Source organism: Pseudomonas sp. MPB23, assembly GCF_046605395.1.
Lineage (GTDB): Bacteria > Pseudomonadota > Gammaproteobacteria > Pseudomonadales > Pseudomonadaceae > Aquipseudomonas.
Map to the genome: position 1 here is coordinate 3594969 of NZ_CP176771.1, position 14768 is coordinate 3609736.

At 65.3% G+C, this 14768-nt stretch carries 10 protein-coding genes; 6 read left to right on the plus strand and 4 right to left on the minus strand.

The window, feature by feature from the left end:
• Positions 1–79: 79 nt before the first annotated feature.
• Complete coding sequence (locus ACLH0J_RS16500) at positions 80–1603, plus strand: winged helix-turn-helix domain-containing protein (RefSeq protein ID WP_411388141.1); 1524 nt, start codon at positions 80–82, stop codon at positions 1601–1603.
• Here ACLH0J_RS16500 and ACLH0J_RS16505 read toward each other — a convergent pair.
• Positions 1550–4312 carry an ATP-binding protein gene (locus tag ACLH0J_RS16505; protein WP_411388142.1) on the minus strand — a complete coding sequence of 921 codons (2763 nt, stop codon included), beginning with the start codon at positions 4310–4312 and terminating at the stop codon, positions 1550–1552. The genes ACLH0J_RS16500 and ACLH0J_RS16505 overlap by 54 nt on opposite strands.
• A 58-nt stretch (positions 4313–4370) precedes the next feature.
• Positions 4371–4769, minus strand: coding sequence for a helix-turn-helix domain-containing protein (locus tag ACLH0J_RS16510; protein WP_411388143.1), 399 nt, complete (start codon positions 4767–4769; stop codon positions 4371–4373).
• Positions 4770–4985: 216 nt separating this feature from the next.
• On the opposite strand from ACLH0J_RS16510, the gene ACLH0J_RS16515 reads away from it, so the two are divergent.
• Positions 4986–5894, plus strand: coding sequence for a LysR substrate-binding domain-containing protein (locus tag ACLH0J_RS16515; protein ID WP_411388144.1), 909 nt, complete (start codon positions 4986–4988; stop codon positions 5892–5894).
• Positions 5895–6147: 253 nt separating this feature from the next.
• Here ACLH0J_RS16515 and ACLH0J_RS16520 read toward each other — a convergent pair whose 3' ends face one another.
• Positions 6148–8292: a TonB-dependent siderophore receptor gene (locus tag ACLH0J_RS16520; protein ID WP_411388145.1), complete on the minus strand. Its 2145-nt coding sequence runs from the start codon at positions 8290–8292 to the stop codon at positions 6148–6150.
• A 181-nt stretch (positions 8293–8473) separates the two neighbouring features.
• Between ACLH0J_RS16520 and ACLH0J_RS16525 the strand changes: the two genes are divergently transcribed.
• Entirely contained in the window at positions 8474–9268 is a 795-nt protein-coding gene (locus ACLH0J_RS16525; RefSeq protein ID WP_411388146.1) for an acetoin reductase, read from the plus strand.
• Between the two features lie 53 nt (positions 9269–9321).
• On the opposite strand, the gene ACLH0J_RS16530 is transcribed toward ACLH0J_RS16525, so the two are convergent.
• A complete protein-coding gene (locus tag ACLH0J_RS16530) occupies positions 9322–11184 on the minus strand; it encodes a sigma-54-dependent Fis family transcriptional regulator (protein ID WP_411388147.1) in 1863 nt (620 codons plus the stop codon).
• 309 nt (positions 11185–11493) lie between these two features.
• Here ACLH0J_RS16530 and ACLH0J_RS16535 point away from each other — a divergent pair, with 309 nt between their 5' ends.
• Genes ACLH0J_RS16535 through ACLH0J_RS16545 form a run of 3 tightly spaced genes read left to right on the plus strand, consistent with a single transcriptional unit; the run spans position 11494 to position 14630 of the window.
• Positions 11494–12471 (plus strand): thiamine pyrophosphate-dependent dehydrogenase E1 component subunit alpha, encoded by a 978-nt coding sequence (locus ACLH0J_RS16535; protein WP_411388148.1) that lies wholly within the window; start codon positions 11494–11496, stop codon positions 12469–12471.
• Positions 12472–12510: 39 nt separating this feature from the next.
• Positions 12511–13530, plus strand: a complete 1020-nt coding sequence (locus ACLH0J_RS16540; protein WP_411388149.1) for an alpha-ketoacid dehydrogenase subunit beta — start codon at positions 12511–12513, stop codon at positions 13528–13530.
• The gene (locus ACLH0J_RS16545; RefSeq protein ID WP_411388150.1) at positions 13527–14630 is read left to right on the plus strand and encodes an acetoin dehydrogenase dihydrolipoyllysine-residue acetyltransferase subunit; all 1104 of its coding nucleotides are present in this window, start codon (positions 13527–13529) and stop codon (positions 14628–14630) included. The genes ACLH0J_RS16540 and ACLH0J_RS16545 overlap by 4 nt, the downstream gene beginning before the upstream one ends.
• Positions 14631–14768 lie beyond the last annotated feature (138 nt).

Consider the following 14768-nt stretch of genomic DNA (forward strand, 5'->3'; position numbering starts at 1 on the left):
TGGCGCACTCGATTGTCCGTATCGCTCCCTGTGCCAGCATTGTCCTGTCATTGCCAACTGGCAAGATAGCCACAAGCCCATGGAAAAGGATGCGCGACCGCCCAAGACCGGGCGTTTCGGCGCTATTGCGGATATGAATGACCCTCAGGCGATTGGCGCGGATGGCACCGTGCGTTTCGGTGCTTATGCCTTCCACCGGCAACAGCGGCTGGTCAGCAAGTCCGGCTGGCCGGTGCCGCTGGGCGGTCGGGCGTTGGATATCCTCGCCGTGCTGCTCGAAGCGCCTGGGCAATTCATCAGCAAGGCCACGCTGATCGAGCGGGTGTGGCCGTGCAGCGTGGTGGAAGAGAACAACCTGCGCGTGCATATCGCCGCACTGCGCCGTGCCCTTGATGGCCAACGCTCTATCCTCAACGATCCCCAGCGTGGTTACTGCTTGGCCGCACCAGTGCATGGCGCCGCGCCGGAGGTGATCGCGCAGCACAACCTGGCGACGCGACTGAACCCGGTAATCGGCCGCGAGGAGCTGTTGGGCGTGCTGGTGCGGCGCCTGTCCGGGGCGCGGCTGATGACCCTCACCGGTTGCGCCGGCGTGGGCAAGAGCACCCTGGCCCTGGCGCTGGCCGAGCGCGTCCTGCCGCGTTACCGCGACGGAGTGTGGTGGGTCGACCTGGACACGGTCGAGGCGCCGATCACCCTGCTGCGTCACCTGGCCGTGGCGCTGCACCTCGATCCCTGTGCCAGCGCCATTGAGCTGTGCCGCCAAATGGCCTCGCGCCAGTTATTGCTGGTACTCGACGGCGCCGACCTGCTGCTCGGCGTCTGCCGGCATCTGCTGTTGGCATTGCGCCAACAGGCGCCCGAGGTCAGCGTGCTGGTCACCTGCCGCGAAGCCTTGCGGGCACCGGGCGAGTGGGTGCTGCGCGTGCCGCGCCTGGCGGTGCCGGGACCTTCGGCCGTGGGCAGCGTCGAACAGGCGATGGCTTACCCGGCGGTGCAGTTGTTCGTCGCACGGGTGCGTGCCGGTCAGCCGGGGTACGCGTTGCGTCCTCAGGACCTGACACCGCTGCGGGATATCTGCCGACGCCTCGATGGCATTCCCCTGGCCCTGGAACTGGCCGCCGCCCAAGTGGAGGCCCTCGGCGTGCGCGGGGTGCACGCGCAGTTGTGCCGAGGGCTCCAGGTGCTGACACGGGGCCGACGCACGGCGGTCGAGCGCCATCAATCCCTGGCGGCCGCGCTGGATTGGACCTACGAACGCCTGAGCCTGCCGGAGCGCTGGCTGTTCCTGCAACTGGGGTTGTTCAAGATGGCCGTCACTTTGCCCACCTTGAGCGCGCTGGTCGCCGGCACCGAACTGGAGCACGCCGACCTGGCCTACCTGTTGGCGCGTCTGGTAGGCACCTCATTGCTGTGCTTGGAACCGGGTCTGGGGCCCGAGCGCTATCGCTTGCTCAACAGCACGCGCAGCTACGCCCTGGCGCAATTGCGCGATCCGCAGCAGGTCGCGCGTTTGCAGCGCGGCTATGGGCATTACCTGGGGCCGTTTTCAGGCCGGGTGCTTGTCCTGCAACTCATCGAGCAGGCGGCGTACGCGGAGTAGGTCGCGGGTGGCAAAGCCTTCGGTGAATCGGCCGTAGACCGAACCCAGCAACTCACGCGCAGGCTGCGCGCGGCCTTGCGTCTGCCATAGCCGGGCCAGTGACGTGGCGCACCGCAGCTCCCAGGCCAGGGCGCCTTGTTGGTGCGCCAGGCCGAGGGCTTCGAGCAGCAACGCTTCGGCCGCGCGCTCATCGGCCAGGCTTTCGGCGCGCACCCGCAGAATCTCCGGAGCGCACCAGCCTGCAGCGCCCAGGCGCGCGCGCTCGTACGCCGGGTCAGCGACATCTTTGGCGCCCAGCGTGATCAGGATGTCCTCGATCAGCCCAAGGCCTTGCAACTCCTTGGGTTCCAGGGTGCCGGCGTAGTGACCGGCCCAGGTCTGGAACAATTGCACCGAATGCTTGTGCGACTGCTCCAACAGCAGCGTCTGCAGGGCCTGGGCCGCTTCGTCGTCACCGTTGTAGCGGGCGATCACCACGCCCGCGAGGGCCAGGGTGTAGCAGACCGAGGTGCCGTGATGGATGTGCAGCGCCAGTTCCAGGGCCTGGCTGGCGACGGCCCACGCGCGTTCGGGAAAACCCTGCAGCCAGAGGATTCGCGCCAACACCGTGAGCGAGGCCACGCTCTGGTCGTATTGCACGCCCACCCGGTAGGCAAAGCGGTTCAGCGAGCCGCTGTGCGCCATGCGTTGGAGCACCTGCTCGGCATTGTGCCGGGCGAGTGTCTGGTTTCCGGTGAAATGCTGCGCGAGCACGCGCAGACGCTGGGCGCTCAGGTCCAGCAGCGGATCGGTGCGTGGGTCGAGGCGATCGAATTGCACGCTCAATTCCAGCGCCTGGCGATAGCGACCGGCACACAGGTTCACCGCCATGTGCCCGGAGATCGCGCGCATTTGGCCGGCAAGGTCCTGGCACTCGTCCGCCAGGCGCCTGGCACTCTCGAACGCCGCGATGGTGCGGGGTGCGCCACCCCGCGCGTGGTACGTCAGGCTGCCCAGGGCCAGTTGCAACTGCATTTTCAAGCGCGCGCTGGGGGCGCTGGCCTGGTCGATCAGGGCCAGTGCCTTGTCTACATAGAGCGCGTGTTCCCGCAGCAGGGACAGCTCCTGCCACAGTGGCATCGCACTGACCGTCAGGCGGATAGCCTGCACGTGCTCGCCGCCGTCGCCCAGGCCCCAGTCAAGCGCGGCACGCACGTCTTCGCGCAACGGCGCATAGCGGTCGATCCAGGCCTGGGTCGAGATCGACTCCCACTCGTGCGCGGCTTGCTCCATCAGCGCCAGGCAGCGTGCGCCATGGCGCTCGCGGGTGGCGTCGAGTTCGTCGGCGAGGCCGAGTTTTTCCAGGGCATAGGTGCGGGTGATATCCAGCAGGCGGTAGACCACCTCGTCGTCACCGGCCTCGACGTTGAGCAAGGATTTGGCCACCAGTTGGGTGATCGAACCCAACACTTGCGCCGGAGCCACCTGTTCCCCGGCGATCACTGCCGCTGCGCTGGCGAGGCTGAAGCCGCCGCGGAATACCGCCAGGCGGCGCAGGCAGATCTGTTCGCAGGCGGTCAGCAGGTCGAAACTCCAATCCAGCGTGGCGCGCAGGGTTTGATGCCGGGGCAGGGTGCTGCGCCGGCCACGGCTGAGCAGGCCCACGTTGTCCTCCATCTGCACCAACAGTCCGGGCAGGCCGAAGCGCTCTATCTGCGCGGCCACCAGTTCGATCGCCAGGGGAATGCCGTCCAGGCGCTGGCAGAGGTCGATGGCCAGTGGCAGTTCGGCGTCGCTCAGCTCGAAGCTGTCCTGATAGGACATGGCGCGTTCGATCAGCAATTGCAGGGCCGGGTAGCCCATGGCCTGGGCGCGGTTGCCGGTGGCGGGCGGGCAGGCCAGGGGCTCCAGGCGTTGCACCGACTCGCCTTCGGCGCGCAACGCCTCGCGGCTGGTGGCCAGAATGTGCAGCTTGGGCGCATGGCGCAGCAGGGTTTCGCTGATCAGGGCGATGTCGTCGAGCAGGTGTTCGCAGTTGTCGATCACCAGCAATAACTGGCGCTCCTGCACGCGGCGCGCAAAAGTGGTCAACGGTTCATGTTCGGCGTGCGAGAGGTCGAGCAGGGCGGCGAGGTTGGGCAGGATCATCGACGCGGCGCTGAGGGGCGCCAGGTCCAGCAGGCGAATGCCATCGCGGTAATGCCCGATCAGCAGTTCCGCGACCCGCAATGCGACGGTGGTCTTGCCGATGCCGCCGGCGCCGGTGAGGGTGATAAAGCGTTGCGTGGGCAGTTGCTGCACCAGGCAGTCGATCAGCGCCTGGCGGCCGATCATCCGGGTGCGGCGCAACGGCAGGTTGTGGCACGGGTGTTGGGGCGCACCGTCGGTGGGTAGCGTCATCGGTTCGATGCTCAGTGGGGCCACAAAACTGTAGCCGCGCTGGGCCACGGTGACGATGTAACGCTGGCCGGCCTGGCCATCGCCCAGGGCTTTGCGCAAGGCCGCCATATGCACCCGCAGGTTGCCGTCTTCCACCACGCTTTTCGGCCAGACCCGAGCGATCAGTTCCTGCTTGCTCACCACATTGCCGGCCTGCTCCAGCAGGATCAGCAGGATATCCACCGCGCGCCGTCCCAGGCGCAACGGACGACCGGCTTCCAGCACCACGCGCTGACGCGGGTGGATGCGGTAGGGGCCGAAGTGCACGGCCTGGTCGCTCAGGTCATTCATGGCTGCCCATGCCTTGGAAACGGTAGGCCGCCAGCATATTCCACGGGCGTGCCGACCACTAGGCAGCGATCACACGAGGCTTGTGACGCAATTGGCGATTTCGCCAGGCCATCGGGTTGATGCCTTCGCTGCGGGTAAAGATATGGCAGAAGTGCGCCTGGTCGCAGAACCCGCATTCCAGGCTGATTTGCGTCAGGCTCAGGTTCGATTGGGTGATCAGCTCCTTGGCCCGCAGCAGTCGCTGCTGGCGAATCCATTGCTGCGGCGACAGCCCGGTGCTGCATTTGAACGCGCGGGAGAAGTGGCTGCGCGACAGCGCACAGGCCTGGGCCAGGTCGGCGATGGCCAGGCTTTCGCCAAGATTGGCGAGGATCAGTTGTTTGGCGATGCGCTCGCGCCGGGGGCAGAGGCCGCCGGTGGCGGATAAGCGCGAAGGACAATACTCAAGTCGGGCCATGACAGATATCCGCAGTCGATGGGAGCGTTCCCGGTGAATGGATGCAGTGTAGACCGCGTCATTCTTGGTGCCGGACCGTCTGGCTGACGAGTTAATCGTTGTTAATTTTGCCAGGTGCGCAGGTGCAAAAATGGCGAAAAAAAGACAGCACAGCCATGCAATCCCACTGATGGGCGGCATGGTTAGCTGAGCGCTTGTCACCGTTTGGATATCGCCATGAACCGCAACGACCTGCGCCGCGTCGACATGAACCTGCTGGTGATTTTCGAAGCGCTGATGTTCGAGAAGAACCTGACCCGGGTCGCCGAAAAGCTCTTTATGGGCCAACCGGCAGTGAGCGCGGCACTGGGGCGTTTGCGCGACCTGTTCGACGACCCGTTGCTGCTGCGCAACGGGCGCGGGATGGAGCCCACGCCACGGGCGCTGGCGATACTCAAGGAGCTGCAACCGGCCATGGACACCATCTCCGGCGCCGTCAGCCGCGCCAAGGATTTCGACCCTTCCACCAGTTGCGCGGTGTTCCGCATCGGCCTGTCCGACGACGCCGAATTCGGCCTGTTCCCGCCGCTGCTCAGCCAATTGCGCGAAGAAGCCCCGGGCATTGTCGTGGTGGTGCGTCGTGCCAATTACCTGCTGATGTCGTCGTTATTGGCCAGTGGCGAGATTACGGTGGGGGTGAGTTACACCACCGAATTGCCGGCCAATGCCAAGCGCAAGAAACTGCGCGACATTCCCTGCAAGGTGCTGCGTGGGGATGGGGGGATGGCGCCACTGACCTTGGACGACTACTGCGAGCGGCCCCATGCGATGGTGTCGTTCTCGGGGGATCTGAGCGGCAACATCGACCTCGACCTGGCGCGCATCGGTCGTGCGCGGCGGGTGGTGCTGGCCGTACCGCAATTCAGTGGTCTGCGGGCGTTGCTGGCGGGTACGCAGATTATTGCGACAGTCCCGGATTACGCCGCGTGTGCGTTGACCGAAGGCACGACGTTACGCGCTGAAGACCCGCCGTTTGCGATCGATGCGGCGGAGCTGTCGATGGTCTGGAGCGGGGTGCATGACAACGACCCGGCGGAGCGCTGGCTGAGGGCGCGGATTGCGGAGCATATGGCGCAAACGGTTTGAGCGGAAGGTCGCAGGGGGGCTGTTCAGCTAGCTTATGTGGTGACTGACACTCCGCTATCGGGAGCAAGCCCCCTCCCACATTTAGAGAACCTGCCCATATTCAAATCAACGCAGAACGTTGCCTTTCGTGGTCTTGGCCAATTCGGTACTCGCTCTTTGAGCTCGGTCTAAATTGTGGGAGGGGGCTTGCTCCCGATAGCGGTAGTTCAGCCAGCTCATGCAGTGACTGACACGCTGCTATCGGGACCAAACCTCAGAAGTTGACCGTCGCACTCAACCGCGCCGTCAGTGGCGCGCCCTGGAACAGGTAGTCGTCGCCCATGTATTCGCCCGCGTCGCGCCAGTAGCGCTTGTCGAACAGGTTGTCGACGCTCAGGCGAAACACCGTCTCGTAGCCGTCGAGCTTGGTGGTGTAGCGGCTGCCGACATTGACCACCGCATAATCCCCCACCTCCACATTCCCCGTGCGATTGGCGTACTTTTTGGCGCTGTATTGCACGCCGCCCAGCACCGCCAGGCCGTTCACCCACGGCAATGCGTAGTCGGCGTACACGCTGGCGCGCAGCTTGGGCACGTTGATCGCCTGGTGGCCTTCATAGTCCGGCGTGCCGCTGCCGGTCACCCGTGCGCGAATCGCTGCGACGCTGCTGGATATCTGCAGGCGGTCAGTGGCCCAGCCGTTGGCCGACAATTCCAGCCCGGTGTTTTTCTGTTGACCCTGTTGCACGTAGGTGAAGTTGCCGGCGCCGTCCGGCCGGGCGTACTGGTAGGCCTGGCGCATCTGGAACACGGCGGCGGCGAAGCTGATGCGGCGCCAGTCGTATTTCACCCCGGCTTCGATCTGGCGTGAGGTGGTCGGCGCCAGGGTTTCATCCTTGTTGCTGGCGAACCACGGCGCGCTACCGCCCAGGGACAGGCCCTTGCTGTAGCGGGTGTACAGCGAGATGTTTTCGATCGGCTTATAAATCAACGCCGCCTGGGGCAGAAACACGTACTGCTGAGTGTGGCGGGCCTGGTTGCCGTCGCTGTCGAAGGCTTTCTCATCCAGGCGTACTTCGCGCCCGCCGAGGACGGTTTGCCACTGCTCGTTGAAGCGGATGCGGTCGGTGACGAACAGCCCGTACTGGCGGCTATCGAGGGTGCGATGGCTGTCGTTCAACGGCACGTCGGTCGGCGTATAGGTCGGTGCATCCTGATCGATATTGGCGCTGCCGAGCCATTCGTTGACCGCTGCACGCTTTTCGATCACCCGGCGAAACGCGCTGGTGCCAAAGGTCAGTTCGTGGCCCAGGCCGGCGGTGTCGAACAGGCCGGTCATGGCGGCCTGCACTTCGTCGTCGCGGCGGGTGTCGTCGGGGCTGCGGTAGTCGTAGATGTCGTAGTTGCCTGCGGGGGTGAAGTAGTTGCCGACCCCCTGGGTGTCGCCACCCCAGGCAAATGAGCTGTAGTCGTCGATCACCACCTTGCTGCGCGCGGCGCTGACGCTGCCTTTCCACTGATCGCTGAAGCGGTAGTCAAACGTGCCGTTGAGGTTCAGCGCGTCGATGCCCACGGGTTTGGCGCCGCTCTGGTGCCCCAGCAGTTTTTTCGGCGAGGCATCGTGGGGCACTTCGGTACCGCCCAGCAGTTGGTAACCGGGCACCGAGCGTTGTTGCTTGTTCTGGTATTCGGCGTCCAGTTGCAACACCGCGTCGGGGCTGATGTTCCAGTCGAAGGCCAGGGACACGAAATCGCGTTGGCCGTTGGCGTGTTCCACATAGGAATGGAGGTCTTCATGGGCGACGTTGGCGCGCAGGCCGAATTGCTGCTCGCTGCCGAACCAGCCGCCGACATCGGTGGCGAGATAGCCGCTGCCGCGATCATCGGTGGAGACCGTCACCGAGCGTATGTCTTGCGGGCGCTTGGTCACGTAGTTGATCACGCCGCCGGGTTCGGAAATCCCGCTTTGCAGCCCGGCCAGGCCCTTGAGCACTTCGACCTGCTGCTTGTTTTCCAGGGCGACGTTTTGCTCGCCGGTGATGGTGCGCCCGTTGATTTTGTAGCTGCTCGCGGCATTGAGCGAGAAGCCGCGTACCACGAAGTTTTCGTAGTAACCGATGGGCGCGTAGCTGTCGCCGACCGAGGCATCGTTGCGCAGCACTTCACTGAGCAGGCGCGCTTGCTGGTCCTTGATCATCGCGGCATTGATCACGCTGATCGACGCCGGGGTGTCCAGCAACGGCGCTGCGTCGAAGCCGGCCACCGCGGCCGTTTCGCTGCGATAGCCGGACTCATCCAGGCCCTGGACCTGCACCGCCGGCAGTTCGATTTCCGCAGCCAGGCTGCTGCCGATGCCACCGCTGAGCAGCAGGCCGAGGGCGAAACGGGACGGGGCGACGGGGCGAAAACGCAAAACCATGGGGCAGGGCCTTAGAGCGCGGGGCGGGGGGCGCATAAGCTAGGCATAAGTGCGCGCTTTTACAAGGATTGGTGCATTGAGACATCCCGTCTCAGGGCGCACGCCGATCCACTCGCGCCTCGACAGCCCCGCTGGGCTTCTGCGATAGACAAGGCTTCTCTCATCGTTGCAGGAGGTCGTCATGAGTACCGCTGGAAACGTTATCGCTGGAAAGGTCGCGCTGGTGACTGGTGCCGGGCAGGGCATTGGCCGCGCCATCGCGTTGCGCCTGGCCCGGGACGGTGCCGATATCGCCCTGGTAGACATCAACGGCGCCAAGCTCGACGCCGTGGCCGCCGAGGTGCTGGCCCTGGGGCGCAAGGCCTCGGTGTTCATCGCCGATGTGTCCAAACGCGAGCAGGTGGTGGCGGCGGTCGAGCATGCACACCAGGCGCTCGGTGGCTTCGACATCATCGTCAATAACGCCGGTGTGGCGCAGATCGATTCGCTGCTGGACGTCAGCCCGGAGCAGGTCGAACGCACCCTGGGCATCAACGTGCAGGGCGTGTTGTGGGGCATCCAGGCCGCCGGCAAGAAGTTCAAGGCGCTCAAGCAGAAGGGCAAGATCATCAACGCCTGTTCCATCGCCGGGCACGAAGGCTTCGCGCTGCTGGGGGTGTATTCGGCCACCAAGTTCGCGGTGCGCGCCTTGACCCAGGCGGCGGCCAAGGAACTGGCGAGCGACGGGATTACCGTCAATGCCTATTGCCCCGGCGTGGTCGGCACCGATATGTGGGTCGAGATCGACAAGCGCATGGCCGAGATTACCGGGGCTGAAGTGGGCGCGACCTACAAGAAGTACGTGGACGGCATCGCCCTGGGCCGCGCCGAAACGCCGGAGGATGTGGCCGGGTTGGTGGCGTTCCTGGCCGGGCCGGATGCGGATTACATCACCGGGCAGTCGCCGTTGATCGATGGCGGCCTCGTCTACCGCTGAGGTCCGGTGTGGGAGGGGGCAAGCCCCCTCCCACAGTGTTTGCCTTGATTGGGTCAGGTGACTTTGCCGGGCATGTCGATGCCCAACTGGTTGACGCGGCGGTACAGCGTCGCCCTTGAGATCCCCAGCGCCTGCGCGGTCGGCAGCGGCTTCCAGCGATGCCGGATCAAGGCATCCAACACCAACTGGCGTTCCGGGCTGGCACTGTGTTCGGCCAGCGCCTCGACCTGTTCACCGCGCACCTCCACCGGCAAGTCCGCCAGTTGGATCGTGTCGCCTTCACACACCGCGCAGGCATACGCCAGCACGTGGCGCAGTTGCCGCACGTTGCCCGGCCAGGCATAGCCCAGCAGTAATTCCAGGGCGGCCTGGCCGATGCCGACCCTGATCGCGCTGGTGTGAGCCTGCTGCTCCAGCAGCCGATTGATCAGGACCAGTTTGTCGCTGCGTTCGCGCAAGGGCGGCAGGCAGAAGCGTGCGCAGCCGAGGCGAAAGTACAGGTCTTCGCGAAAGCGACCTTCGGTCACCAGCGCCGCCAGGTCGCGGTGGCTGGCGCAGATCACCTGGATATCCACTGCGCGGGTTTTCGCCGCGCCCAGAGGCGCCACTTCGCCCTCGGCCATCACCCGCAGCAGGCGCGTCTGCAAGGCCAGGGGCATATCGCCGATTTCATCGAGAAACAGCGTGCCGCCATCGGCCTGCACCAACAGCCCGGGCATGCCTTTGCTCGACGCACCGGTAAAGGCCCCGGCCACATAGCCGAACAGCTCGCTTTCAATCAGGTTCTCCGGGATGGCCGCGCAGTTCACCGCCACGAACGGCCCCGAACGGCGGGCGCTGCGTTCGTGCAACTGGCGGGCGAAGACTTCCTTGCCGGCGCCGGTTTCCCCCTGCACCAGCACTGGCAGGTTGCGATCCTTGACCCGCACGGCCAGGCGCAGGTGTTCTTCCACGCGTGGATCGACCTGGGTGTTCGCGAGCACCCGCGCCGGCTTGCGTCGTGGCGCATTGACCCGCACGTGCAGCGCGCCCGGCTCGCCCAGCCAGTGCAGTTGCTGGGTCGATTGATCGGTCGCCGCGCGCAATGCATCGAGGTCGAACACATCGCCGATATATTCCGGCACCTGGCCAAAACGCCGGCGCAGGGCCTGACGCGCCTTGCTGTTCAAGGCGTGCAGGCGACCGTCCTGGTCCCAGGCCAGCAGCAGGTCAGGCTGGCTGTCCACATAGCCGGGCGTGCTGTGGGCCTGCAGCACCCAATGCTGTTGGGCGCTGTGCATGAAGAAAGCGTTTTCGATGGCTTGCGCGCTCTGCGCCACCATCTGCCGCACCAGGTGCTGGCTGCGGCGGTCATCCGGGGATTTGAGCGCCGAGGCGTCCATCACCCCCAGCAGGTTGCCCTGGGGATCGAAGATCGGCGCCGCGGAGCAGGTCAGGGCGATGAACGCCGCGCGAAAGTGATCGCGCTTGTGCACCGTCACCGCCGCCTTGCTGGTCAGCACCGTGGCCACGCCGCAGGTGCCTTCTTCGGCTTCCGACCAGCAGGTGCCCAGGTACAGGCCGGCTTTGCGGCAGTCGTTGCGAATGGCAGTGTCCACGCGGTGGTCGATGGTCTGGCCCTGAGCGTCGGTGAGCATCACGCAGTAGTCGGCGTGGCGTACGCGGTGGTGCAGTTGGCCGACCTCTTCGCTGGCGATGCGCATGAACAGCTCGGCGCGTTCGCGGCATTCCTTGAGCAGCGGTTCGGTGAGGATGCGTGGCCCCTGCAGCGAGCCGGGGTCGAGATGGTGTTGCTCCATGGAACGGCGCCATGAATCGAAAATCAGCGAGGGCACCGGCGCCTGGGGCAGCCGATCGGCATTGCGGACCACACGACTGACGCAGTCGACGTGATCTCTGGAGTTCGCGGCGAGCATAAGGCCTCCGGTTCTCGATCTTTGTTGTTATGCCCGCCATTAAGCGCCGATGAGCGCGAGGGAACAAGGGCGGCCTGACCAACTGCCCGAGGTGAGACGCAGCGTCTCATCCGGCCTGAGACGCGGCCTGCAGACTGCAATGGCGCGTCTCATTCTGCGCAGGCCGGTGGCCCCGGCACAACCGCGCGGCACTGCTCTGGATCAAGGCTTTGCCAGGTTTTGCCGGGTCTTGGCACAGGCTGTGCTGAAGCGCTTACAGCTGGCCGCCGCCAGCCTTTTGTGTGTCGAGACAACCTGGAGAACAACAAGATGTCCACTCACCTGTCCACCGATCAATTGCTCCATGCCTACACCGTGATGCGCACCATCCGCGATTTCGAAGAACGCCTGCACGTGGAATTCGCCACCGGCGAGATCCCCGGTTTCGTGCACTTGTATGCCGGCCAGGAAGCCAGCGCCGCCGGGGTCATGGCCCACCTCAACGATGAAGATTGCATTGCCTCCAACCACCGTGGCCACGGCCATTGCATCGCCAAGGGCGTGGATGTGTTCGGCATGATGGCCGAGATCTACGGCAAGAAAACCGGCGTGTGCGGCGGCAAGGGCGGCTCCATGCACATCGCCGACCAGGAGAAGGGCATGCTCGGCGCCAACGGTATCGTCGGCGCCGGTGCACCGCTGGCGGCCGGGGCGGCGCTGGCGTCCAAGCTCAAGGGCAGCCAGGGCGTGGCCGTGGCGTTCTTCGGCGACGGCGGCTCCAACGAAGGCGCGGTGTTCGAGGCGATGAACCTGGCGTCGATCATGAAGCTGCCGTGCCTGTTCGTCGCCGAGAACAACGGGTACGCCGAAGCCACCGGCTCCGGCTGGTCGGTGGCGTGCAAGGACATCGCCGAGCGCGCCGTGGGCTTCGGCATGCCGGGGGTGATCGTCGACGGCAACGATTTCTTTGCCGTGCACGCGGCGCTGGGCGTCGCGGTTGAGCGGGCGCGCCAGGGCCAGGGGCCGACGCTGGTCGAGGTCAAGCTGAGTCGCTTCTATGGTCACTTCGAGGGCGATGCACAAACCTATCGCGGCCCGGACGAAGTGAAAAACCTGCGCGAATCCCACGATTGCCTGGCGCTGTTCCGCCAGCGCTGCACCGCCGAAGGCTGGCTCGACAGCGCGCAGTTCGAGCGCATCGACGGCGAAGTCGCGCAACTGATCGAAGACGCCGTGCGCCTGGCCAAGTCCGATCCCAAGCCCCAGGCCGCCGACCTGCTCAGCGATGTGTACGTCGCTTACCGCTAATCGCCATCCCCTACAAAAACAAGATGTGGAGAGACTTTCATGGCTCGCAAAATCAGCTATCAGCAGGCAATCAACGAAGCGCTGGCCCAGGAAATGCGCCGGGACCAGAGCGTGTTCATCATTGGCCAGGACGTCTCCGGCGGCACCGGTTCCCCTGGTGAGCAAGACGCCTGGGGCGGTGTGCTCGGCGTGACCAAGGGCCTGTACCCGCAGTTTCCCGACCGCGTACTCGATGCGCCGTTGTCCGAAGTCGGCTACGTCGGCATGGCGGTCGGCGCCGCCACCCGTGGCATGCGCCCGGTGTGCGAGTTGATGTTCGTCGACTTTATCGGCTGCTGCCTCGACCAGTTGCTCAACCAGGCCGCCAAGTTCCGCTACATGTTCGGCGGCAAGACCACCACGCCGCTGGTGGTGCGCGCCATGTATGGCGCCGGCCTGCGCGCCGCGGCCCAGCACTCGCAGATGCTCACCTCGATGTGGACGCACATTCCCGGCCTCAAGGTGGTGTGCCCGGCCACGCCTTATGACGCCAAGGGCATGCTGATCCAGGCGATCCGCGACAACGACCCGGTGATCTTCCTCGAACACAAGATGCTCTACAGCCTGCAGGGCGAAGTGCCGGAAGAGCTGTACACCGTGCCCTTCGGCGAAGCCAACTTTGTCCGCGAAGGCCGCGACGTGACCCTGGTGACCTACGGGCGCATGGTGCACATCGCCCTCGAAGCTGCCGCCAACCTGGCCCGCCAGGGCATTGACTGCGAAGTGCTGGACCTGCGCACCACCAGCCCGCTGGACGAAGACAGCATCCTCGAAAGCGTAGAGAAAACCGGGCGCCTGGTGGTGATCGACGAGTCCAACCCGCGCTGCTCCATCGCCACCGACATCAGTGCGCTGGTGGCCCAGCAGGGCTTTTCTTTCCTGCGCGCGCCGATCGAGATGGTCACCGCGCCGCACACGCCGGTGCCGTTCTCCGACGCGCTGGAAGACCTGTACATCCCCAACGCCGCGAAGATCGAAGCCGCGGTGCTGAAGATCGCCGACAAGAGGAACGCCGCATGATCCATACCTTGACCATGCCCAAGTGGGGCTTGTCGATGACCGAAGGCCGCGTCGATGTCTGGCTCAAGCAACCCGGCGACCGGGTGGAGAAGGGCGAGGAAGTGCTGGATGTGGAAACCGACAAGATCTCCAGCAGCGTCGAGGCGCCGTTCAGCGGCGTACTGCGCCGCGTGCTGGCGCTGAGCGACGAGACCTTGCCGGTGGGCGCGCTGCTGGGGATCGTGGTGGAGGGCGAGGCCACGGAAGCGGAGATCGACGCGGTGATCGACAGCTTCAACGCCGGCTTCGTGTCGAATGCCGCCGAGGCCGAAGCGTGCGGGCCGAGTGCGCAGAAAGTCGAACTGGGCGGGCGCTTGTTGCGCTACCTCGACCAGGGCGAGGGCGGTACGCCACTGGTGCTGGTGCATGGCTTCGGTGGCGACTTGAACAACTGGCTGTTCAACCAACCGGCCCTGGCCGCCGAGCGCCGGGTGATCGCCCTCGACCTGCCGGGGCATGGCGAGTCGGGCAAGACCCTGCACACGGGCGATGCCGAGGAGTTGAGCCAGGCGGTACTGGCCTTGCTCGATCACCTCAAACTCGATCGCGTGCACCTGGCCGGGCACTCCATGGGCGGGCTGGTCAGCCTGAGCGTGGCGCGCCAGGCCCCCGCGCGCGTCGCCTCCCTGACCCTGATCGCCAGCGCCGGCCTCGGCGCGGACATCAACGCTGACTACCTGCAAGGCTTTACCGACGCCGCCAACCGCAACGCGCTCAAGCCGCAGTTGGTGCAACTGTTCAGCGACCCGGCGTTGGTCACGCGGCAGATGCTCGAAGACATGCTCAAGTTCAAGCGCCTGGAGGGCGTGGATCAGGCCCTGCGCCAGCTCAATACCCAACTGTTCGAAGGCGGGCGACAGCGCGTGGATCTGCGCAACGTGGTGGGGCAGCAACCGAGCCTGGTGATCTGGGGCAGCGACGATGCAATCATCCCGGCAGGCCATGCTCAAGGTTTGGAGGCCCAGGTCGAGATCCTGCCGGGGCAGGGGCACATGGTGCAGTTGGAGGCGGCGGAGCGGGTCAACCAACTGATGGCAGCCTTCCTCAAATCCCAGCCTTGATGGGGGCAGGCAGTGGTTTTTGTGGTCATGGTGATCTTCCGCAACGCCACTGACCCCGCCGATCCAACCCTGAAACGCAGTCCCTGTGGGAGGGGGCTTGCTCCCGATGGCGGTGGTCCAGTCAACTGATGTAGAGAC